19 protein-coding genes and 1 pseudogene are annotated in these 20,965 nt (G+C 77.8%); 13 read left to right on the top strand and 7 right to left on the bottom strand.

The features are described 5' to 3' along the window. Positions 1–95 precede the first annotated feature (95 nt). The gene (locus ACI8AB_RS07875) at positions 96–1,751 is read right to left on the bottom strand and encodes a carboxylesterase/lipase family protein (RefSeq protein ID WP_456949650.1); all 1,656 of its coding nucleotides are present in this window, start codon (positions 1,749–1,751) and stop codon (positions 96–98) included. A gap of 138 nt (positions 1,752–1,889) precedes the next feature. Between ACI8AB_RS07875 and ACI8AB_RS07880 the strand changes: the two genes are divergently transcribed. Next, positions 1,890–3,062: an MFS transporter gene (locus tag ACI8AB_RS07880; RefSeq protein WP_456949651.1), complete on the top strand. Its 1,173-nt coding sequence runs from the start codon at positions 1,890–1,892 to the stop codon at positions 3,060–3,062. Position 3,063: 1 nt separating this feature from the next. Here the strand turns inward: ACI8AB_RS07880 and ACI8AB_RS07885 are convergent, their stop codons facing one another. Beyond that, on the bottom strand, positions 3,064–4,134 hold the full coding sequence (locus ACI8AB_RS07885) for a DUF3616 domain-containing protein (protein ID WP_456949652.1): 1,071 nt from the start codon (positions 4,132–4,134) through the stop codon (positions 3,064–3,066). Positions 4,135–4,197: 63 nt separating this feature from the next. Here ACI8AB_RS07885 and ACI8AB_RS07890 point away from each other — a divergent pair, with 63 nt between their 5' ends. From ACI8AB_RS07890 to ACI8AB_RS07905, 4 genes are read left to right on the top strand one after another with little or no spacing between them, the layout of a single operon-like run. After that, on the top strand, positions 4,198–4,581 hold the full coding sequence (locus ACI8AB_RS07890) for a TFIIB-type zinc ribbon-containing protein (RefSeq protein ID WP_456949653.1): 384 nt from the start codon (positions 4,198–4,200) through the stop codon (positions 4,579–4,581). A gap of 26 nt (positions 4,582–4,607) precedes the next feature. Then, positions 4,608–5,525: a ribonuclease Z gene (locus ACI8AB_RS07895; RefSeq protein WP_456949654.1), complete on the top strand. Its 918-nt coding sequence runs from the start codon at positions 4,608–4,610 to the stop codon at positions 5,523–5,525. A 34-nt stretch (positions 5,526–5,559) separates the two neighbouring features. Then, positions 5,560–7,041 (top strand): mannitol dehydrogenase family protein, encoded by a 1,482-nt coding sequence (locus ACI8AB_RS07900; protein ID WP_456949655.1) that lies wholly within the window; start codon positions 5,560–5,562, stop codon positions 7,039–7,041. 9 nt (positions 7,042–7,050) lie between these two features. Continuing rightward, a complete protein-coding gene (locus ACI8AB_RS07905) occupies positions 7,051–7,926 on the top strand; it encodes a hypothetical protein (RefSeq protein ID WP_456949656.1) in 876 nt (291 codons plus the stop codon). Here ACI8AB_RS07905 and ACI8AB_RS07910 read toward each other — a convergent pair. Both ACI8AB_RS07910 and ACI8AB_RS07915 read right to left on the bottom strand, forming a co-directional pair. Then, entirely contained in the window at positions 7,923–9,089 is a 1,167-nt protein-coding gene (locus tag ACI8AB_RS07910) for a 4-hydroxybenzoate 3-monooxygenase (protein ID WP_456949657.1), read from the bottom strand. The two genes, ACI8AB_RS07905 and ACI8AB_RS07910, sit on opposite strands and share 4 nt — an antisense overlap. Before the next feature lie 66 nt (positions 9,090–9,155). Beyond that, entirely contained in the window at positions 9,156–9,932 is a 777-nt protein-coding gene (locus tag ACI8AB_RS07915; protein ID WP_456949658.1) for an IclR family transcriptional regulator, read from the bottom strand. Positions 9,933–10,012: 80 nt separating this feature from the next. Between ACI8AB_RS07915 and ACI8AB_RS07920 the strand changes: the two genes are divergently transcribed. Further along, positions 10,013–10,849: an acetoacetate decarboxylase family protein gene (locus ACI8AB_RS07920; RefSeq protein ID WP_456949659.1), complete on the top strand. Its 837-nt coding sequence runs from the start codon at positions 10,013–10,015 to the stop codon at positions 10,847–10,849. Here ACI8AB_RS07920 and ACI8AB_RS07925 read toward each other — a convergent pair whose 3' ends face one another. Further along, positions 10,850–13,432, bottom strand: coding sequence for an ATP-binding protein (locus ACI8AB_RS07925; protein WP_456949660.1), 2,583 nt, complete (start codon positions 13,430–13,432; stop codon positions 10,850–10,852). Between the two features lie 194 nt (positions 13,433–13,626). Between ACI8AB_RS07925 and ACI8AB_RS07930 the strand changes: the two genes are divergently transcribed. The 6 genes from ACI8AB_RS07930 to pcaC all read left to right on the top strand — a co-directional run bounded on the left by ACI8AB_RS07930 (position 13,627) and on the right by pcaC (position 19,379). Continuing rightward, on the top strand, positions 13,627–15,318 hold the full coding sequence (locus ACI8AB_RS07930) for an FAD-dependent oxidoreductase (protein WP_456949661.1): 1,692 nt from the start codon (positions 13,627–13,629) through the stop codon (positions 15,316–15,318). Between the two features lie 71 nt (positions 15,319–15,389). Beyond that, complete coding sequence (pcaH, locus tag ACI8AB_RS07935) at positions 15,390–16,136, top strand: protocatechuate 3,4-dioxygenase subunit beta (RefSeq protein ID WP_456949662.1); 747 nt, start codon at positions 15,390–15,392, stop codon at positions 16,134–16,136. Beyond that, complete coding sequence (gene pcaG, locus ACI8AB_RS07940) at positions 16,133–16,795, top strand: protocatechuate 3,4-dioxygenase subunit alpha (RefSeq protein WP_456949663.1); 663 nt, start codon at positions 16,133–16,135, stop codon at positions 16,793–16,795. Before pcaH ends, pcaG begins: the two co-directional genes overlap by 4 nt. A 51-nt stretch (positions 16,796–16,846) precedes the next feature. Then, positions 16,847–18,190, top strand: coding sequence for a 3-carboxy-cis,cis-muconate cycloisomerase (pcaB, locus tag ACI8AB_RS07945; protein ID WP_456949664.1), 1,344 nt, complete (start codon positions 16,847–16,849; stop codon positions 18,188–18,190). Next, a complete protein-coding gene (gene pcaD / locus ACI8AB_RS07950; RefSeq protein WP_387989996.1) occupies positions 18,187–18,966 on the top strand; it encodes a 3-oxoadipate enol-lactonase in 780 nt (259 codons plus the stop codon). Before pcaB ends, pcaD begins: the two co-directional genes overlap by 4 nt. Further along, entirely contained in the window at positions 18,963–19,379 is a 417-nt protein-coding gene (gene pcaC, locus ACI8AB_RS07955; protein WP_456949665.1) for a 4-carboxymuconolactone decarboxylase, read from the top strand. The genes pcaD and pcaC overlap by 4 nt, the downstream gene beginning before the upstream one ends. Before the next feature lie 9 nt (positions 19,380–19,388). Here pcaC and ACI8AB_RS07960 read toward each other — a convergent pair whose 3' ends face one another. Beyond that, entirely contained in the window at positions 19,389–19,595 is a 207-nt protein-coding gene (locus ACI8AB_RS07960) for a hypothetical protein (RefSeq protein ID WP_387990002.1), read from the bottom strand. Positions 19,596–19,760: 165 nt separating this feature from the next. Between ACI8AB_RS07960 and ACI8AB_RS07965 the strand changes: the two are divergent. Beyond that, positions 19,761–20,135: pseudogene (locus ACI8AB_RS07965) on the top strand (VOC family protein). A 33-nt stretch (positions 20,136–20,168) separates the two neighbouring features. Here ACI8AB_RS07965 and ACI8AB_RS07970 read toward each other — a convergent pair. Continuing rightward, on the bottom strand, positions 20,169–20,963 hold the full coding sequence (locus ACI8AB_RS07970) for a DUF222 domain-containing protein (protein WP_456949666.1): 795 nt from the start codon (positions 20,961–20,963) through the stop codon (positions 20,169–20,171). Positions 20,964–20,965 lie beyond the last annotated feature (2 nt).

The raw sequence follows: 20,965 nt of genomic DNA on the forward strand, positions 1-20,965 counted from the left end.
GGCGGTCACCGGACGTGCCGCTCCCGGGGCCCGGGGTGGTGCCCGGGCGCCCTGCTGCCCGGGGGCCCTGCTGCCCGGGTGCCCTGCTCAGGTGCTCAGCGGGTCGCCCAGAACGCGCAGTTCGCGTCCGCGGCGACGTCGACCGGGCCGACGCCGCCCTGCGACGCGACGTCCAGGCCCTGGACGTCGGCCGGGGTGCGGTAGGCGTTCCACGCCGGGACGCCGCGGCCGTTCGGGTCGCCGGTGGCCGCGAAGTTGGTCCAGTAGCGGACCATCGTCGTCGACAGCGCCTGCTGCTCGGCGGTCAGCGGGGCGCCGAACAGGCCCGGGAACAGGTACGGCAGCTCGCCCGCGTGCTGGGCGCCCTCGTCGTAGCGCGCCGGGTCGTACGGGAAGTCCAGCAGGGCCGGGGCGTCCTGGTCGCGGAACGAGTAGGCGAAGACCCCCGGCGGCTGCTGCCCGCCGAGCAGGTCGTGGGCCGCCACGTGGGTGCAGGTCGACAGCGCGCTGCCGACGTCGCTGGCCACGGCCGCCAGCACCCGCAGCGTCGAGCCGTACTCCGCCAGCGGGTAGCGCTGGGCCACCGCCTCGGCCCGGCCCGGGAACCGCTGCTGCAGCGTGGCCGTGTAGACGGCCGGGTCGGCCGACAGCAGTGCCTGGCGCTGGGTCTCGGTCAGCGACAGCGGGGTGAACAGCGTGTTCTCGTCCTGCAGGTTGCCGTGCACGACCGGCACGCGGTTCCACCGGCCGGCCGCGATCGCGGTCCCCGGCTGCTCGGGCAGCGACGACCCGCCGACGACGAACGAGCCGCCGGGCCAGGCGCGCAGCAGCGCCTCGGCGGGCGCGGCGCGCAGGCAGGCGGCGACGTCGGCGGCGGTGGCGCAGCCGACGGTGGTCGCGACGGTCTGGCCGGTGGCCTCCTCGGTGGCCAGCGTGTCGTAGGTGGCGGTGCAGCTGTAGCTCTGCGCGAGCGCCTTGTCGAACAGGCCGGCGGCCGTGGGGGAGGCCAGCTGGGCGCAGACGGAGGAGGCGCCGGCGGACTCTCCGAAGACCGTCACGTTGTCCGGGTCGCCGCCGAAGGCGTCGATGTTGCGCTGCACCCAGCGCAGCGCCTCCTGCTGGTCGAGCAGCCCGGCGCTGCCGGACCCGACCGCGCCGTTGCCGGCGGACAGGTCGCGCTGGGCCAGGAAGCCCAGGGGGCCGAGGCGGTAGTTGATCGTCACGACGACGGCGTCGCCCTCGACGGCCAGCGTCGAGGCGTCGTAGTCGGCGCCGTTGCCGTAGACCCAGGAGCCGCCGTGGATCCACACCATGACCGGCAGGTCCGAGCGGGCCGCGTCCAGGCCCGCCGGGGTGGTGACGTTGAGGAACAGGCAGTCCTCGTTGAAGGTCTGGAACGCGTTGGTCGTGCCGTTGGCCAGCTGCGCGCACGGCTCGTGCGGGGTGGTGGCGTCGGCGACGCCGCGGAAGGGCTGCACCGGCACGGGCGGGCGGAACCGGCGCTCGCCGACCGGCGCCTCGGCGTACCGGATGCCCTCGAAGGTGCGGTACCCGTCGAGCCGGGTGCCGCGGAGCTTGCCCTCGTCGGTCCGGACGAGCGTCGGGGCGGCGTCGCCGGCCCCGCCGCCGTTGCCGTTGCCGGGCACCGCGGCGGCCGGGCCGGCGGTGACGACGGCGCCGGTGACGAGCGCGGCGCCGGTGACCAGGGCGAGGACGGACCGGCCGAGGGATCGCGGGACGGGGATGCGCACGGGACCTCCTGGGTCGCCCGCGAGCTCACCGCTGTGTGAGCTGGACCACGGGCCGCTGGGACACTAGCGGCCCGTGTTTCACGATCCGCACCGGGTCCGGAACCGGCGGGTCCGCGGTCGGCGGCGCAGGATGGGGGCGTGCCGGCCGCCTCGCCCGGCGGCCGGCTGCTGCTGGCCGCCGTCCTGCTGACGGCGCTCAACCTGCGGGGCGCGATCGCCGCCGTCGGGCCCGTCCTCGACGACGTCCGCGCCGCCCTCGGCCTCTCCGCGGCCGCCGCGGGTCTGCTGACCACGCTGCCGGTGCTGTGCTTCGCGCTGCTGGCGCCGGCCTCGGCCGCCGTCGGGCGCCGGGTCGGCGCGGGCGCGGCCGTCCTCGGCTCGCTGGTGCTGCTCGCGGTCGCGCAGGGGCTGCGGGTCCTCGACGGCGCCCCCGTGCTGCTGGCCGGCACCTTCCTCACCGGCGCGGCCATGACGGTGGGCAACGTGCTGCTCCCGGCCGTGGTCAAGGCGGGGTTCGGCCGGCGCGCGGGCACGGTGACCGGCCTCTACACCGCGGCCCTGGTGGCCGGCGCCGCCGCGGGCGCGGCGTTCACCGCGCCGCTGGCGGCGGTGCTGGGCTGGCGGGGCGCGCTCGCCGCGGAGGGGCTGCTGGCCGTCGTCGCGGCGGTCGTCTGGGCGGCGGCCGCGCGGCACGCCGACGCCGCCGCTCCCGTCCCGGCCGCCTCCTCCGCCCGCGCGCGGCCGCTGTGGCGGGCGCCGGTCGCGTGGGCGGTGACCGCGGTGCAGGCGCTGCACTCCGCGCTGTACTTCTCGCTCACCGCGTGGCTGCCGACGCTGCTGGCCGACCGCGCCGGCACCGACGCCGCCACCGGCTCGGTGGCCGCCTCCGTCTACCAGGTGCTCGGCATCGCGGGCAGCCTGCTGGTGCCGGCCGTGCTCGCCCGCCGCCCCGGGCAGGCGGGGCTCGCGCTCGGCGTGGCCGCGCTGTGGGTGGTGCCGGTCGCCGGGCTGCTCGCCGCACCCGGGGCGTGGCCCGCGTGGGCGGTGGTCGGCGGGCTGGCACAGGGCGCGGGCATCGCGCTGGCGGTCACCCTCGTGGTGCTGCGCGCGGCCGACGCCGATGCCGCGGCCCGGCTGTCGGGCATGAGCCAGCTGGTCGGCTACGGCGTCGGCGCGCTCGGCCCGGTCGTCGTCGGCGCGCTGTCGGGGGCGACCGGCGGGTGGACCGCGCCGCTGCTGCTCCTGCTCGCCGTCGGCCTCGGCCTGGCGGCGGCCGGGGTCGTCGCCGCCCGGCCGGTCCGCGTCGGCTGACTCAGGGCAGCCGGACGACGTCGGCCAGCACGCCGCCGTCGGCGGTGAGCCGCGCCGGCGCGGGGCTGTCGTAGACGACCAGCAGCCGGCCGTCCTCGGCCGGGCCGAGCAGGCCGATGCCCTCGGCGTGGTCGTCGCCGTCGCCGAAGGGCAGCGCCAGCTCGCGGGTGAGCCGGTCGCCGCGGACGACGGTCGGCTCCTCCGCCGCGCAGGCCTGGTGCCAGCGGTAGACGTGCACCGGGCCGTCGAGGTCCATGGTCGGGCCGGCGAGCACCAGCAGGTCCTCGCCCTGCGGGCACAGGTCGCGCACGCCCAGGCCCGCCAGCCGCAGCACGTGCTTGCGGTACCGGCGGCCGTCGGGGAACTTCCGCAGGCGCAGCCGGGCGGGGTCGCGCCGGTCGACCTCCGGCCGCAGCTCGAGCACCACCGCCCAGCCGCGCAGCACCGGGCCGCGCAGGCCGAGGTAGACGCGCTCGCCGGAGACCGCGATGCCCTCGACGTCCAGGCCGTTGTCCTTGCCGGGGATCGGGAGGAACGGCGCGAGGTGCTCGTCGTCGGCGAGCAGGTCGCGCAGGTCCCTCCCGCGGGTGCCGAAGACGGCGGCGCTGCGGGTGCCGTCGTCCTTGACCAGGGTGGGCAGCCCGTCGACGTCGACCACCGGGATGCGCACCAGCACCTGCCGGCGCGGCTGGCCGGTGACCCGCGCCAGGCGGCGCAGCGCCTGCTCACCGTCGTGCTCGTCGCGGATGCGGCGGCGCCGCAGGCTGTGCGAGCCGACCGCCCACAGCGCGTCGCCGGTGCGCGCCAGGCCCTCGACGTCCGCCTCCTCCTCGACCCCGGGGCCGGTGCCGCCGGGCAGCGGCACGAGGTCGGCGAGGGAGAAGCTGGTCTGGTCGCCGTAGGAGGTGGGGTCGGCGGGGTCGTCGGCCACCAGCCGCTCGATCGTGGCGGTCTCGTCGCCGGCCACCCAGAGGACCGGCCCGTCGCTGCGGACGGCGGAGAGGTTGGTGTGGGTGGCGCTCCGCCGGGAGGCCGTGCCGAACCGGAGGGTCACCGTGCGCTCTGTCCTCACGGGCGCGCACCCTGGCACGCGGTCCCGGTCTCCGGGGGTCCCGCGTGCGTCGTACCGTGCGGCATGGATCTCGTCTGTCCCAAGTGCCACGGCACGATGCGCACCTACGAGCGCAACGGCGTCCACGTCGACCAGTGCACCGAGTGCCGGGGCATCTTCCTGGACCGCGGGGAGCTCGAGCGGCTCATCGACGCCGAGAACTCCTGGCACGCCGCGCCGGCCGCCGCGCAGTCCGGCGGCCACGGTGCCCAGCAGCCGCCACAGCAGCACGGCACACCGCAGCAGCACGGGGGCCAGTATCCGGCCGCCGGCGGCGCGGGGCTCGGCGCCGTGGTGAACGAGGTGCTCGGCGCGGTGCGCGGCTCCTCGCACTCGTCGTCGCACGGCTCCTACGGCACGCACGGCAAGAAGCGCAAGGAGTCCTTCCTGTCCGACCTCTTCGGCTAGCGGCCGGCGCCGGTAGCGTCGCGGGGGTGGCGGCGCGGGAGCTGGTCGTGCTCGGCACCGCGAGCCAGGCGCCCACCCGCACCCGCAACCACAACGGCTACCTGCTGCGCTGGGACGGCCGCGGCTTCCTGTTCGACCCCGGTGAGGGCACCCAGCGGCAGATGCTGCTCGCCGGGGTGCCGAGCAGCGCCGTCCACCGGATCCTGCTCAGCCACTTCCACGGCGACCACTGCCTGGGCCTGCCCGGCGTCGTCCAGCGGATGTCCCTGGACGGCGTCGCGCACCCGGTGGTCGCGCACTACCCGGCGTCGGGGCAGGCCTTCTTCGACCGGCTGCGGCACGCCACCCCGTTCGCCGACCTGGCCGAGGTCCGCGAGGAGCCGGTGTCCGGGGACGGTCGGCTGGCCGACGACCCCGCCGGCGTCCTCGAGGCGTGCCGGCTCAGCCACCCGGTCGAGTCCTTCGGCTACCGGCTGACCGAGCCGGACGGCGTCCGGATGCTGCCCGACCGACTGGCCGGGGCGGGCGTGGCCGGTCCCGACGTCGGCCGGCTGCAGCGCGAGGGCGTCCTGCGGGTGGGGGAGCGGACCGTGCGGCTCGCCGAGGTCAGCGCGCCGCGGCCCGGGCAGCGGTTCGCCTTCGTCATGGACACCCGCATGTGCGACGCCGTCCCCGCGCTCGCCGACCGCGCGGACCTGCTGGTGATCGAGGCGACGTTCCTCGCCGCCGACGAGGCCCTGGCCGAGCGGTACGGGCACCTCACCGCCCGCCGGGCCGCCCGGGTCGCCGCGCAGGCCGGGGTGCGCACGCTGGTGCTCACCCACTTCTCCCAGCGCTACGCCGACCCGCGCGCCTTCACGGACGAGGCGCGGGAGGAGTTCGACGGCGACCTCGTCGTCGCCACCGATCTCCAGCGCGTGCCGGTGCCCGCCCGGGCGGGGTAGGAGGAGGTCCCGTCCCGGACCCCGAGGAGCGCCGATGACCCGGCTGAGCGCCGCGACGCTGGCCGAGCTGCCCGCGTCGGTGTGGACGCCGCGCTACGACCGCGCCGCGGTGCGGCCGGGGGTGGTCCACCTCGGCGTCGGCGGCTTCCACCGCGCGCACCAGGCGCTGTACCTCGACCGGCTGCTCGAGGCCGGCGCGGGGCAGGACTGGGGGATCTGCGGCGTCGGCGTGCTGCCCGCGGACCGGCGGATGGCCGAGGTCATGGCCGCGCAGGACCGCCTGTACACGCTGGTCGAGAAGCACCCCGACGGCCACCTCACCGCCCGGGTGGTCGGCTCGCTCGTGGGCTACCGGCTCGCGCCGGACGACCCCGGGGCGGTGGTCGAGGCGATGGCGGCGCCGGGCACCCGGATCGTCACGCTGACCGTGACCGAGGGCGGCTACAACGCGTCCGCGGCCACCGGCGAGTTCGACGCGACGGCGCCCGCCGTGGTCGCCGACCTCCGGCCGGGCGCCGCGCCGGCGACGGTCTTCGGCCTGGTCACCGAGGCGCTGGTGCGCCGCCGCGCCCGCGGGCTCCCGCCGTTCGCCGTCGCCTCCTGCGACAACGTGCCCGCCAACGGCGCCCTGGCCCGCCGCAGCTTCGCCGCCTTCGCCGGGTTGCGCGACGACGCCCTCGGCGAGTGGGTGACCCGGGAGGTGCCGTTCCCGTCGTCGATGGTCGACCGGATCACCCCGGTCACCACCGACGACGACCGCGCCCGGCTCGCCGCCACCTTCGGCGTCGAGGACCGCTGGCCGGTGGTGTGCGAGCCGTGGACGCAGTGGGTGCTCGAGGACGCCTTCCCGGCCGGGCGGCCGCCGCTGGAGGACGTCGGCGTGCAGGTGGTCGGTGACGTCGTGCCGTACGAGCTGATGAAGCTGCGGCTGCTCAACGCCGGCCACCAGGTGCTCGGCCACCTCGGCCCGCTGCTCGGCCACGAGCACGTGCACGAGGCGACGCGCGACCCGCTGCTGCGCGAGCTGCTGGTCGGCTACCTGGAGGAGGAGGGGACGCCGACGCTGCCGCCGGTCCCGGGCACCGACCTGCGCCGCTACCGGGCCGAGCTGGTCACCCGCTTCGGCAACCCGCACGTGCGCGACACCCTCGCCCGGATCGTCGAGCACGCCTCCGACCGGCTGCCGCAGTTCCTGTTCCCGGTGCTGCGGGCCAACCTGGACCGCGGCGGCGAGGTGCGGCGCTCGGCGGCGGTGGTCGCGGCGTGGGTGCACGGGCTCGAGCGGCGCGGGGACGCCGCCGGCCTCGTCGACGCCCGCCGCGACCGCCTGGTCGCCGCGGCGCGCCGGTCCCGGGAGGACCCGCTCGCGCCGCTGGCCGACCGCGAGCTGTTCGGCGACCTCGGCGACCGCCCCCGCTTCGCGGCCGCCTACCGGGCCGCGCTGGACTCGCTGCGCACCCGCGGGGCGGCGGCCACCGTGGAGGCGCTGCTCCGCGGACCGCTCCGAGAGGGGTAGCAAGGAGGGGTGTTCGACAGCGTGACCTCCGACGGCTCCTCCTTCGACGGCTCCTCCTTCGACGTCGACTGGGTCGGCCTGCTCGGCCGCGAGGTGCTCCGGGAGCGCCGCGGGGCGCTGATCGCCGAGGCCTGCGCCTGGGCGGTGGGCCTGTCCGACCGGCCGCACCACCTGCGGCTGCGCGGCCGGCTGGTGGCCACCGGCACCACCATCGGCGACCGCGCCGCCACCGGGCAGCCGCTGTCCGGCGAGGAGGACGGCCGGATCGAGCTCGGCGACGCCCGCCCGGGCAGCTTCCAGGACGCGCTCAACGCCGTCGACGCCGACGGCACCGTGTTCGCCGACCGGTTCGACCGCGAGGTCCTCGAGCCCTTCGTGCGCGAGACCTGCGTGCTCGCCGCCGACCGCGCCCGCCGCACCCGGCCGGCGCGGTGGGCCGAGCTGCTCGACGACCTCGGCGAGGACGGCGCCGACCTCGGCGAGGTCGTGCACGCGATGGAGTGGGAGGAGCCGCTGCGCACCGAGGCCGAGCACCTCGTGCTGGCCGCGCTGGGCCGCACGCCGCTGCTGGAGGTGGAGTCGGAGGGGCTGCCGCTGTCGCTGGTCCGCGCCGCCGAGGCCGCCACCCGCGCCGCGGCGGCGCCGGGCCGGGCGGACGGCGGTCGAGAGCCCGAGCCGGACGAGGGGCTCTCGGGTGCGCTGTTCCTCGCGCTGGCCGCCGTCCGGGACGCCGGCCTGCCCTCCCCGGTGCCCCCGGACCGCGCCGCCCGGCTGGTGGCCGTCCTGGCCGAGCAGGGGCTGGAGCCCGAGGAGGTGACCGGCGTGCTGCCGCACCTGCCGCTGGCGCCGGGCACCGCCGGCCGGGTGCGCGAGCTGCTCGGCTAGTACGGCAGGCCGGTGTAGTTCTCGGCCAGCTCGCGCGCCGCGGCCTCCGACGAGCACACCCGGCGCAGCTGCGACAGCTGCAGCTCGGCGTCGAAGGGGTCGCCGGTGGTGTGCAGCATCGAGGTCATCCACCAGGAGAAGTGGGTGGCCCGCCAGACCCGCTGCAGCGCGGTGTCGGAGTAGGCGTCGGCGAGGTCGGTCTCCTTCTCCTGCAGCAGCCGGACCAGCGCGCGGGAGAGCAGGACGACGTCGGCGACGGCGAGGTTGAGGCCCTTGGCGCCGGTGGGCGGCACGATGTGCGCGGCGTCGCCGGCGAGGAACAGCCGGCCGCGGCGCATCGGCGCGCTGACGAAGCTGCGCATCGGCAGGATCGACTTCTCCAGCACCGGGCCGGTGTTGATCTCCCAGCCCTCGTGCGCGAAGCGGGTGGCCAGGCCCTCCCAGATGCGGTCGTCGGACCAGTCCTCGATCCGCTCCGACGGGTCGACCTGCAGGTACAGCCGCGACACCGACGGCGAGCGCATCGAGTACAGCGCGAACCCCTCGGGGTGCCAGGCGTAGATCAGCTCGTCGGTGGCCGGGGCGGCGTCGGCCAGGATGCCCAGCCACGCGTACGGGTAGGTGCGCTCCCACAGCCGCTGCCGGGTGCCCTCGGCGACGACGGCCCGCGACGGGCCGTGGAAGCCGTCGGTGCCGGCGACGACGTCGCACTCGAGCACCTGCGCCGTCCCGTCGGCGCCGGTGAACCGGATGCGCGGGCTGTCGGTGTCGACGTCCTCGACCGCGACGTCGGAGACCCCGAAGTGCAGCGGCGGGCCGCCGGCGAGCTGGGCGGCGACCAGGTCCTTGACCACCTCGGTCTGGCCGTAGACCCACACCCGCCGGCCGCACAGCTCGGGGAAGTCCAGCGTGTGCCGCGTGCCCGGGTACTGCAGGTGGATGCCGCGGTGCTCGAGGCCCTCGCGGTGCAGCCGGTCGCCCATCCCGGCCCCGGTGAGGACGTCGACGGTGTTCTGCTCGAGGATGCCGGCGCGGATGCGGGCCTCGACGTACTCGCGCGAGCGGTTCTCCAGCACCACGGAGTCGATGCCCTGCAGAGCGAGCAGCCGCGACAGCAGCAGGCCGGCCGGGCCGGCGCCGATGATCCCCACCTGGGTGCGCATGCGGCGAGTGTGACCCGGGCCGTCCGCGGGTCGACACCTGGGCCTGCCGCCCAGCGGAAGTGCCGGTCAGCCCGGGTGCGCGGCCCGGGCCAGCGCGCGGCCGATGCCCCGCGCGGCCACCTCCAGCACCGGCACCAGCCGGGAGAGGTCGCGCCGGTGGCTGGGGACGACGATCCCCAGCGCCGCGGCCACGGCGGTGCTGCCGCCGCGCTCCACCGGCACCGGAACGGCCACCGACAGCGTGCCCAGCGACATCTCCTCGGCGGTGCGCGCGAAGCCGCGCCGGCGCACCTCGGCGAGCTCCCGGCGCAGCCGGGCCGGCTCGACGACGGTGTGCCGGGTGGCCCGGGCCGGCGCGGCCAGGGCCTCGGCGACGACGTCGTCGGGGGCGGCGGCGAGCAGCACCTTGCCCACGCCGGTGGCGTGCAGCGGCAGCCGGCTGCCCACCTGGCTGACCACCGGCACCGACTCGCGGCCGGAGATGCGCTCGACGTACAGCGCCGACAGGCCGTCGCGGACGGCGAGGTGGACGGTGTCCCGCGTGGCCGTGTGCACGTCCAGCAGGTACGGCGCGGCCACCTGGCGCAGCTCGAGCGACACGGGGGCGAGCAGGCCGAGGTCCCACAGCTTGCGGCCGATCTCGTAGCGGCCGTCGGCGCGGCGGGCCAGCGCGCCCCAGCCGGTGAGCTCGGCGAGCAGCCGGTGCGCGGTGGTCAGCGGCGTGCCCGACCGCTCGGCGATCTCGGTGAGGGTCAGCCGCGGCGCGCTCGCGTCGAAGGCGTCGAGGATGGCCAGCGCGCGGGAGGTCACCGACCGCCCCCGCTCGCCCGCACCGCCCGCCACCCCACCAGTCTCCCACCCAGCGGAAGCCGGAGGACCTCGGACCCTGCCGGTGCGCGTCCCGGCCCGCTGGGCTGGGGTGCGTGACCGATCCCGTCCGGCTGCCGCTGGCCTACCACGACGCGGCGGTGGCCAGCTCCTACCACCTCGCCTCGGCCGGCGCGGTCGCCGCGCTGCTGCCCCGCGACGGCGGCCGGCCGCTGCTCCGGCCGCTCGCCCTGCCCGGCGGCCGCACGCTCGTCGCGGTGCACGCCTTCCGCTACCGCACCGTCACCTGGACCGACGCCGACGGCGGCACGCGCGTGCTGGCGCCCTACGGCGAGGTGGGCGTGACCGCGGGCGTCGTCGCGGGCCGGCCGGTGCGCGGCGCCCGCCCGGCGGTCGGCGGCTTCGTGCTGCAGCTGCCGGTGACCTCCCGCGAGGCCCGGGACCTCGGCCGCGCCGAGTGGGGGCTGCCCAAGTGGCTGGGCGACATGGACTTCGTCGACGAGCCCGGCCGGCAGAGGGTCCGGCTGTCGGAGGCCGGCGCCGGCGTGCTGGTGCACACCGTGCGCGCCCGCGGCCCGGCACTGCGCGGCAGCCCGGCGCGGACGCTGTGGTCGGTCCGCGGCGGTCGGCTGCTGGAGACGCGGATCCCGGTGCTCGCCCGCTGGCAGGCGCGGCCCGGGGGTGCCGAGCTCGCGCTGGGGGAGCACCCGGTCGCCGACGCGCTGGGCGCCCTCGGCCTGTCCCTCGCGCCGCTGGCCGCCTTCCGCGCCGTCGGGTACCGCAGCACGCTGCCGGCGGGCCGGCCGCTCGGGACGGCGGACGCCGCCCCCGCCCCCGTGCACCCCGGCCGGGACGAGGAGTTCGCCCGGTTCACCGTGGCCCACCCGGGGACCGCGCCGCTGCCGCAGTACCCGCCGGTCGCGGGCGGCTGATCAGGAGCGCCCGCCCAGCTCCTCGTCCAGCGCGGCCCAGGGGCCCAGCGCCGCGCCGGCGGCCCGCCCGCGCGCCTCGCCGTCGTCCCCGAGCGCGGCGCGCAGCGCCTCCCGCAGCCGGTCGGCCAGCGCCTGGTGCGGCGACCAGCGGGCCACCCCGAGGGTGGTGCGGGCGGCGTCGGCGGCGCCCACGAGCCGGGCCGCCGCGGCGTGCCGGCCCTCGGCGAGGGCGAGCGCGGCGAGCACCTCCAGGCAGGTCGCCGCGCCCTCCAGGTCGCGGGTGCGCCGGTGCAGCGCCACGGCCTCGTCCAGCCGGGCCCGCGCGCGGGGCAGGTCGCCGGCCAGCAGCGCGGCCAGCGCCAGGGCGTCGCCGAGCAGCGCGGCGAGCTGGTCGTCGGCGGCCGCCGCGGCCAGCTCCCGCGCCTCGCCCGCGACCCGCTCGGCGGCGGCCACGTCCCCGCCGGCCAGCGCGACCCCCACACGCAGCATCCCGCTGAACGCGACCGACCAGCCGTCGCCGCTGCGCCGCAGCTGGTCCAGCGCCTCGTCGAGCAGCGGGACGACGCGCGGGTCGGCCGGGGACAGGCTCATCGCCCGCGCGCCGAGGGCGTGGCCGAGCAGCCACGCGTCGTCGCGGCGGCGGGCGTCGTCGACCACGCCGTCGAGCAGGCCGGCCGCGCCCGCCCGGTCGCCGAGGGCGATCCGCAGCGCGGCCCGCGCCCAGGCCAGCCGGCCGGCCAGGTCCGGCGGCAGCGCGGCCGCCGACGGCAGCGCCGCCGTCTGCTCGGCCAGCCCCGCCATCGCCGGCAGCAGCCCGCGCGCCCACCACCAGCGGACCAGCGGCGCGGTGAGCCGGACGGCGAGGTCCGCGCGGTCGGTGGCCACCGCCCAGCGCAGCGCGGCGCGCAGGTCGGCGGTCTCGGCGTCCAGCCGGTCCCGCCACAGCCGCGCGGCCGGGCCGGCCAGCCCCGCGCCGGCCTCGGCGCCCAGCCGGGCCAGGTGCTGCGCCCAGCGGACCCGGGTCGCCTCCTCCTCGCCGCGCTCGCGCAGCCGCTCGGCGGCGAACGCGCGGACCAGCTCGAGCATGCGGAACCGCGGCTCGCCGTCGCCGGTGTCGGTGGGGGTGACCAGGCTGTGCCCGACCAGGTCCGACAGCGTCTCCAGGACGTCGAGGTCGCCGGCCCCGTCCTCGCCCCGGCCGGCGCCCACCACCTCGGCGGTGTCGAGGGTGCAGCCGTCCGCGCACACCGACAGCCGCGCCAGCAGCGCCCGGCCGCGCTCGTCGAGCAGGTCGTGGCTCCAGGCGATGGTGGACCGCAGGGTGCGCTGGCGGTCGGGGACGTCGACGTCGGGGTCGCCGAGGTCGAGCGCGCGGTCCAGGCGGGCCAGCAGCAGCCGCGGCGGCAGCGTGCGCACCCGGGCCGCGGCCAGCTCGACCGCCAGCGGCAGCCCGTCGAGCCGGCGCACCAGCTCGGCGACCGGGCCGGCGGTGGCGGCGGTGAGCGCGAAGGAGGGGTCGGCCTGGCGGGCGCGGGCCACGAACAGCTCCACCGCGGGGGCCGAGCCGGGGACCTCGTCGGCGGCCGGCGTCCGCAGCGGCTCGATCGGCACGTCGTGCTCGCCGCGCAGCCGCAGCACGGTGCGGCTGGTGACCAGCAGCTGGGTGAGCGGGCAGCGGGCCAGCAGCGCCGCGAGGTCCGGGGCGGCGCCGGCCACCTGCTCGAGGTTGTCGACGACGAGCAGCGCCCGGCGGCCGGCCAGCCGGGCGGCCACCTGGTCGAGCAGGGGGCGGCTGCCCTCGGCGGACACCCCGACCGCCTCGGCCACGGCCGCGGGCACGTCGGCGCGGTCGCGGACGCCGGAGAGGTCCACGAACCACACGCCGTCGCGGCCGGGCTCCACCGCCGCGGCCGCGGCCAGCGCCAGCCGGGTCTTCCCGATGCCGCCGGGCCCGGTGAGCACCACCAGCCGCACCGCCGGGTCGCCCAGCAGCCCGGTGACGGTGGCCAGTTCCGCGGTGCGGTCGACCATCGGCGTGGGCGGCGTCGGCAGCCACCCGGCGGCCAGCCCGGGCGGCGCCGGCACCGACCGGGTGAAGCGCTCGCTCAGCAGCACGGCGAGGTCGTCGGCGACCAGCTCGCCGAGCTCGGCGGGGTCGCGGTAGGGCGTGGTCGAGACGCCGCCCTCGGCCTGCACCCGCTCGAGCAGCCGGGCCAGCCGGGGGTCGCGGCCGGGCGCCGGCGTGCGGACGTAGAGCAGCCGCGGCATCCCCTCGGACAGCTCGAGCTCGTCCTCCAGGCCCGACACCGCCATGTCCGGGCCCACCCAGCCGTAGCGGTCGCCGTAGACGCCGACGAAGACGTCGCTCTGCGCGAGGTAGGCGCGGTACAGGTCGCGCGGCGGGTGCGGGCGCGCGCCGAGCTCGAACATCACCGGGGTCAGCCGCAGCCGGGCGACGGCGTCGCGGACCGCCCGCCGCTCGGCCGCCAGCTCCTCGAGGGTGGAGGAGACGAAGACGCGCAGCCGCTGGTCGGGCGTCGCGATGGTCCGCGGCATCCCGGGCGTCCCCGCCGGAGCGGCCACGTGCACCTCCTGCCGAGGTCGCCGACGTCGCGGAGTCTAGGGACGGCGGAGGCGCCCCGGAACCCGGTGACAGCGGGCCCGGGGGAGTGGTTGGCTGGCCGCGCCCACGGTCCGCACGGGGGATGCGCGCACCCGGAGAGCCCCGTGCACGGTGCCCCTATCCCGGTCCCCGCCCGCCCGTCCGGAGCGGCGTCGTGACCGGCACCGCCCTGGCCGTCGTCGCCCGGGACGCCGGCCTGCGGACCTCGACCACCCGGGAGCTCGAGCGCCGCTACGGCAGCGACTACCGCGTCGTCTCCGGGACCGGCCGCGGCGAGCTGGACGCCGCGCTGTCCGCCGCGGGCGACCCGACGGTGGCCGTGCTCCTCGGCGGCCTCGGGGAGGACGACCCCGACGGGCTGGAGGTGCTGCGCGCCTGCCACGCGGAGCACCCCGGTGCCATCGCCGTGGCGCTGGTCCGGTGGGGCGCGTTCGAGACCGCCCGGCCGATCTTCGAGGCGATCACCGTCGGCCAGCTCGACCGCTGGGTGTACGCCCCGCAGGGCTGCCCCGACGAGGAGTTCCACCGCTCGGTGACCGAGATCCTCGACGAGTGGTCCTCGCGGCGCGGCGGCGGCTTCGAGGCGGTGCGGATCATCGGGCACCGGTGGGACCCGCACGCCCAGCACCTGCGCGACCAGATGACCCGCAACCGCATCCCGCTCGGCATCTACGAGGCCGGCTCGCCCGAGGGCCGCGCGATGCTCGCCGACCTGGAGCTGGAGCAGCCGCGGCTGCCGGTCGTCGTCGTCCGGTTCCGGCCCGAGCAGACCGTGCTCGAGGCGCCGACCGACCTCGAGGTGGCCGAGGCGTTCGGCCTGTTCGACCCGCTGGACCCCGACGCCGTCCACGACGTCGCGATCGTCGGCGCCGGGCCCGCGGGCCTGGGTGCCAGCGTGTACGCCGCCTCCGAGGGGCTGGACACCCTGCACCTGGAGTGCGAGGCGGTCGGCGGGCAGGCGGGCACCAGCTCGCTGATCCGCAACTACCTCGGGTTCCCCACCGGGGTGAGCGGCAGCCGGCTGGCGTTCTCCGCCTACCTGCAGGCGTGGGCGTTCGGCACGACGTTCTCCTTCATGCGCACCGCCGCGTCGCTGCGCACCGAGGACGGGCTGCACCGGATCACGCTGCACGACGGGACGGCGGTGCGGGCGCGCAGCGTGGTGATCGCCACCGGCGCGGCCTGGCGGCGGGTCGGCGTGCCGGAGCTGGAGGCGTTCACCGGCCGCGGCGTCTTCTACGGGGCGGCGGTCAGCGAGGCGCCGGCGATGGCCGGGCGGCACGTGTTCGTCGTCGGCGGCGGCAACTCGGCCGGGCAGGCGGCGGTGTACCTCTCGCGCTACGCCGAGCGGGTGACCGTGCTGGTCCGCCGGTCCTCGCTCGCCGAGACGATGTCGGACTACCTCATCCGCGAGCTCGAGGCGCTGCCGCGGGTCGACGTCCGGTACCGCGTGCAGGTGGCCGGCGGGCGCGGCAGCGACGTCCTGGAGACCGTCGTCCTGCGCGACCTGGACACCGGCGCGGAGACCGAGGAGCCGGGGATGCTGTTCGTGATGATCGGCAGCGAGCCGCGCACCGACTGGCTGGCCGGGACGCTGGCCCGCGACCGCTGGGGCTTCCTGCTCACCGGGGCGGCGCTGCTGGCCGGCGGCGACGTCGCGCCGGCCTGGCCGCTGGACCGGCCGCCGGCGCTGCTGGAGACCAGCACGCCGGGCGTCTTCGCCGCCGGCGACGTGCGGCAGGGCTCGGTCAAGCGGGTGGCCTCGGCGGTCGGGGAGGGCGCGCTCGCGGTGACGCTCGTGCACGCCCACCTGGCCTCGCTCGCGGCGTCGTCCGCGGCCCGCTGACCGACCGGCGTCTTCCGCTGGACGGGACCCGACGCTCGCCCGCCGCCGCCGCCCGGACGTACGTTCCCGCCATGACCGGGACCACGTCGGAGGGCAGGCTCGTCCTGCCGCGGTACCTGCGCGAACCCGACGGGACCCGGACGCCCGTCGGCTTCCCGGACTACCGGAGCACCGCGCTGCGCGCGCCGCTGCGCACGCCCGTGGACCTGCCGCACCGGCTCACCGAGGTCACCGGCCCGGTGCTCGGCGAGGACCAGGTGCTGCCGTCGGACGCGGACCTGACGCTGCGCAACGGCGGCGAGGCGATCGGCCAGCGGATCCTCGTGTACGGGCGGGTCCTGGATAGCGACGGCCGCCCGGTGCCCCACGCGCTCGTCGAGGTGTGGCAGGCCAACGCGGCCGGCCGCTACCGGCACGTCGTCGACAACTGGCCCGCGCCGCTGGACCCGCACTTCGACGGGCTGGGCCGGGTGGTCACCGACGGCCTGGGCCGCTACGAGTTCCTGACGATCAAGCCCGGCGCCTACCCGTGGGGCAACCACCACAACGCCTGGCGGCCGGCGCACATCCACTTCAGCCTGTTCGGCCGGGCGTTCACCCAGCGCCTGGTCACCCAGATGTACTTCCCGGACGACCCGCTGTTCGGCCAGGACCCGATCTTCAACGCGATCCCCGCGGCGGCCCGGCACCGGGCGGTCAGCCGCCACTCCCTGGAGCGCACGCGGGACAACTGGGCGCTGGCCTTCGAGTGGGACATCGTGCTGCGCGGCACGGACCAGACGCCCTTCGAGACCGACGACGACGGGGACGTGGCGTGATCGTGGACCCGATCGTGGACCCGCTGGACGTCCCGCCGGACCCGGCCGTCCCCTTCCAGCCCCGCTCCGGGCAGCGCGGCACCGGCTTCCTGACCGAGCCGTTCCGGCTCGGCACCACCCCCAGCGCGACCGTCGGGCCCTACCTCGCGATCGGCCTGACCTGGCCGGACGGCGCGTGGGCCGCCGCCGAGGGCACGCCCGCCGGCTTCTGGATCCGCGGCCGGGTGGTCGACGGCGCGGGCGACGTCGTCCCCGACGCGCTGGTCGAGACCTGGCAGGCCGACCCCGACGGCCGCTTCCCCTCGCCGGAGGACCCGCGCGGGCCCTCGGCGTACCCCGGCTTCCGCGGCTACGCGCGCGCCTCCACGATCACCGGCGAGTTCGCGGTGTTCACCCTCAAGCCCGGCCGCGTGCCCGACGGCGAGGGCGGCCTGCAGGCACCGCACGTCGACGTCTCGGTGTTCGCCCGCGGCCTGCTCGACCGCGTCGTCACCCGCGTCTACTTCGCCGACGAGGCCGACGCCAACGCGGCGGACCCGGTGCTGGCCGCGCTGCCGGAGGACCGCCGGGCCACGCTGCTCGCCCGGCCCGCCGAGGACGGCTACCGCTTCGACGTGCACCTGCAGGGGGACCGCGAGACGGTCTTCTTCGCCCTCTGAGGTGCGCTGCCGTCCGAGCGAGACCCCGCGGCCGCCGGTAGGAAGGACGCCGTGACAGGTCTGTTCGCCGGCACCTTCGCCCGCGGCGGTGCGGCGGCGGCCGTGTCCGACGACGCCTGGTTCCGCGCGCTGCTGGAGGTCGAGGCCGCCCTCGCCCGCGCCGCCGCCGCGGCGGGCCTGGTGCCCGCGACGGCCGCCGACGCCGTGACCGCCGCCTGCGCCGACCCCTCGCAGCTGGACCTCGCGGCCGTCGTCGCGCACGCCGCCGACGCCGGCAACCCGGTGCCGCCGCTGGTGCGGGCGCTGCAGGCCGCGGTGGGGGAGCGCGACGCCGTCGCCGTGCACGTCGGCGCCACCAGCCAGGACGTGCTCGACACCGCGCTGCTGCTGCTCGCCCGGCGGGCGGTGGCGGCGCTGGACGCCGACCTGGCCGTGGCGGCGGACTCCTGCGCGGCGCTGGCGCGGGCGCACCGCGACGACGTGGTCGTCGGCCGGACGCTGATGCAGCAGGCGGTGCCGACGACGTTCGGGCTCAAGGCCGCCACGTGGCTCGCCGGGCTGGACGGCGCGCGGCTGCGGCTGGCCGAGGTGGTCGCCTCGCTGCCGGTGCAGTACGGCGGCGCGGTCGGGACGCTGGCGGCGTCGCGGGGCGCCGGGACGGCGGTGCGGGCGGCGCTGGCGGCGGAGCTGGGGCTCGTCGCGTCCGCCGTGCCGTGGTTCACCACGCGGCTGCCGGTGGCCGACCTCGCCGGGGCGCTGGGCGCGGCCGCCGGCGTGGTGGCGACGGTCGCCGTCGACGTGGTGCTGCTGGCCCAGTCGGAGGTGGCCGAGGTCGCGGAGATCGGCGAGGGCCCCGCTGGTCAGGCGCGGGGCGGGTCGTCGGCGATGCCGCACAAGCGCAACCCGGTGGCGGCGATCTCGGCGCGGGCGTGCGCGCGGCGGGCCCCGGGCCTGGTGGCGACGCTGCTGGGCGCGATGGAGCAGGAGCACGAGCGGGCCGCCGGCGCGTGGCACAGCGAGTGGCCGACGCTGACCGAGCTGCTCGTCACCGTCGGGTCGGCCGCGTCCTGGCTGGCGGAGAGCCTGCGCGGGCTGCGGCCCGACGTCGGCCGGATGGCCGAGGCGGTGTCCGCGGCCGGCGAGGGGTCGCTGGCCGGCGCGCTGGCCGAGGCGCTGACGCCGGCGCTGGGGCGGGCGGCGGCGCACGACGCGGCCGCGGAGGCGGCGCGGCACGCGCGCGAGACGGGCCGGACGCTGGCCGAGGTGGTGGCCACGCGGACCGACGTCGACGTCGCCGCGGTGCTGGCCGCGGCCGCGCCGGACGTGGGGGAGGCCGGCGCGCAGGTGGACGCCGCGCTGGCCGAGCACGAGCAGCTGGTGGAAGGGGCACCGTGACCGCGGTCGAGGTCAGCTACACCGAGGACGGGCCGGCCGACGCGCCGGTCGTCGTCCTGTCCAACTCGCTGGGCGCCACCCGGGGGATGTGGGACCCGCAGGTGCCGGCCCTGGCCGAGCGCTACCGCGTGGTCACCTACGACACCCGGGGGCACGGGGAGTCGCCCGCGCCGGCCGGGCCGTACACCGTCGACGACCTGGTCGACGACGTCCTCGCGCTGCTGGACCGGCTCCGGGTGCGGCGCGCGCACGTGGCGGGCCTGTCCCTGGGCGGGATGACGGCGATGCGGCTGGCCGCGCGCGAGCCCGAGCGGGTGGGCCGGCTGGCGCTGCTGTGCACCTCGGCGAGGCCGGAGCCGCAGGGCTTCCTCGACCGGGCGGTGCAGGCCCGCTCCGGCGGGACCGCGCCGCTCGCGCCGGCGATCGTGAGCCGCTGGCTGACCCCGGCCTACGCCGCGCAGCACCCGGACCTGGTGGCGCGGCTGGAGGCGATGATCGCCGGCGCCGACGACGAGGGGTACGCCGGCTGCTGCGAGGCGGTCGGGCACTTCGACGCCCGCGAGGACCTCGCGCGGATCACCGCGCCCACGCTGGTGGTGTCCGGCGCGGAGGACCCGGCGCTGCCACCGCCGCACCAGCAGCTGATCGCCGACGGGATCGCCGGCGCCTCGCTGCTGTCGGTCAGCCCGGGCGCGCACCTGCCCAACCTGGAGCAGCCGCTGGAGGTCACCGGCGCCCTGCTCGGCCACCTCGACGCCGCCGGGGGTCACGCGTGAGCGACGCGCCGCTCGACCCGGACGACCTCACCACCGACGAGGCCCGCCGCGAGGCGGGGATGCGCACCCGGCGCGAGGTGCTCGGCGACAGCTGGGTGGACCGGGCGGTCGCGAACACGACGCCGTTCACCGCCGGGTTCCAGGACTTCATCACCCGGGTGGCGTGGGGCGACGTCTGGCAGCGGCCGGGCCTCGAGCGGCGCGAGCGCAGCATCGCCACGCTGTCGATCTGCATCGCGCTGCGGCACTGGGACGAGTTCGCGCTGCACGTGCGCGCCGCGGTGCACAACGGCCTGACCGAGGACCAGATCGCCGAGGTCGTCCAGCACGCCGCCGTCTACGCCGGCGTCCCGGCCGCCAACCACGCCTTCAAGGTCGCCGGCCCGATCCTGGAGGAGATGCGCGCCGGCTGACCCGGGCCCTCAGTCCCCTCCCGCGGGCTCCGGGGGGCTGGGCGTCAGGGCGATCGCGGCGACGGTGACGAGCCCGACGAGGACCGTCGCGGTGACCTCGTCGTCGAGCCAGTGGTGGAGGAGCGCCGCGCCCAGGCCGACGAGGACCGCGAGCAGCAGCCGGCTCCGGATCCCGTCCAGGTACGCCCCTCCCGCCTGCACTCCTCCGGCCCTCATGAGCAGGACGGTAGGTGGGGGACGGGACGGTGCCGGGCCGTCCGGGGGCGTGCCGCGGAGGCGTTCCAGGGGCGCGGTGCGTCGTCACGGGGAGGAGCGCTCCGGTTGCCGCCCGCCTCCCGGTGGTGCCGTGTCCCGTCACTGCGCGGGTGCAGTCTGCCGGGCATGGCCGACTCCTCGCACCGGCACCGGCACCACGCCATCGACTACGTCGAGCTCGCCGTGACCGACCTCGACCGGACCCGGCGCTTCTACGCCGACGCCTTCGGCTGGCGGTTCACCGACTACGGCCCCGGCTAAGCCGGCATCCAGGACCCCGACGACCCGGCGGAGGAGGTCGGCGGCCTGCGCCTGGAGGACGAGGTGCGCGCCGGTGGCCCGCTCGTGCTGCTGTACTCCGCCGACCTGGACGCCTCCGTGGACGCCGTCACGAGCGCCGGCGGCCGCGTCGTCGACGGCCCGTACGCGTTCCCCGGCGGGCGCCGGTTCTCCTTCACCGACCCGAGCGGCAACCGGCTCGGCGTCTGGTCCGAGACCTGACGGCGGGAGGGCGGGCCGGGCCCCGGGACGCGCTCAGGCGGCGGGGGCGAGCAGGGGTGCCGGGGTGGTGATCTCGGTGCCGTCGGGCCGGTGGGTGCGCCATCGGCCGTCCGGTCGCCGCTCGACCCGGAAGCCGTGGTGGACCTCGGTGTGGTGGCGTTCGCACAGCAGCGCCGAGTTCTCCAGCGGGGCGCCGTCGGGGCCGGACACCACCCGGGACACCGCGCCGTCGCAGGCCAGCCACCGGGCCCGGGCGGCGGAGACGGTGGCGCCGAAGCCCATCCGCCCGGCGTCCGGACGCCCGTGCGGGTCGACCAGGTCCGCCAGGTCCACGACGACGGCGACCTGCGGCTTGTGCCCGCGCAGCTGCGGCAGCGACCCGGCGGCGAGGGCGTCGAGGTAGTGCTGGACCACCGCGACGAGGTCGGCGTGCGGCTGCTGGACCGCCACCCCGGTGGACACCGCGTCGACCACGGTCAGGTCCACGCCCTGCTCGCCAGCGGAGGCCAGCCGCTCCGGGGTCACCGCCTCAGCAGCCCTGGCCACCTGCTCGGCGGTGACCAGTCCGGCGTCGTGGGCCTCGGCCAGCGCCGGCAGGTGCTCCATGGCCCGCCCGGCGCGCACCAGGCGCGACGCCTCCGCCGTCGACAGCCGGCAGTGCCCGCGCAGCCACGACGCCATCGACCTCAGCCCGTCGCGCTCCGGCGCCTGGGACAGCTCCGCCGCCCGCACCGCGCGGGCCAGCCGGGCGTCGATCCGGTTGCGCTCGGCGACCAGCGCGGCGACCTCGTCGAGGACGCCACCGCCGCCCGGCCCACCCGGACACATGA

Source organism: Geodermatophilus sp. SYSU D00698, assembly GCF_054050335.1.

Excerpts from the sequence above, each read along its gene's own strand:
- ACI8AB_RS07890 (WP_456949653.1), top strand. The coding sequence starts at position 4,198 with ATGGATCTCGTCTGTCCCAAGTGCCACGGCACGATGCGCACCTACGAG.
- ACI8AB_RS07900 (WP_456949655.1), top strand. The coding sequence starts at position 5,560 with ATGACCCGGCTGAGCGCCGCGACGCTGGCCGAGCTGCCCGCGTCGGTG.
- ACI8AB_RS07910 (WP_456949657.1), bottom strand. The coding sequence starts at position 9,089 with ATGCGCACCCAGGTGGGGATCATCGGCGCCGGCCCGGCCGGCCTGCTG.
- pcaH (WP_456949662.1), top strand. The coding sequence starts at position 15,390 with ATGACCGGGACCACGTCGGAGGGCAGGCTCGTCCTGCCGCGGTACCTG.
- ACI8AB_RS07960 (WP_387990002.1), bottom strand. The coding sequence starts at position 19,595 with ATGAGGGCCGGAGGAGTGCAGGCGGGAGGGGCGTACCTGGACGGGATC.
- ACI8AB_RS07970 (WP_456949666.1), bottom strand. The coding sequence starts at position 20,963 with ATGTGTCCGGGTGGGCCGGGCGGCGGTGGCGTCCTCGACGAGGTCGCC.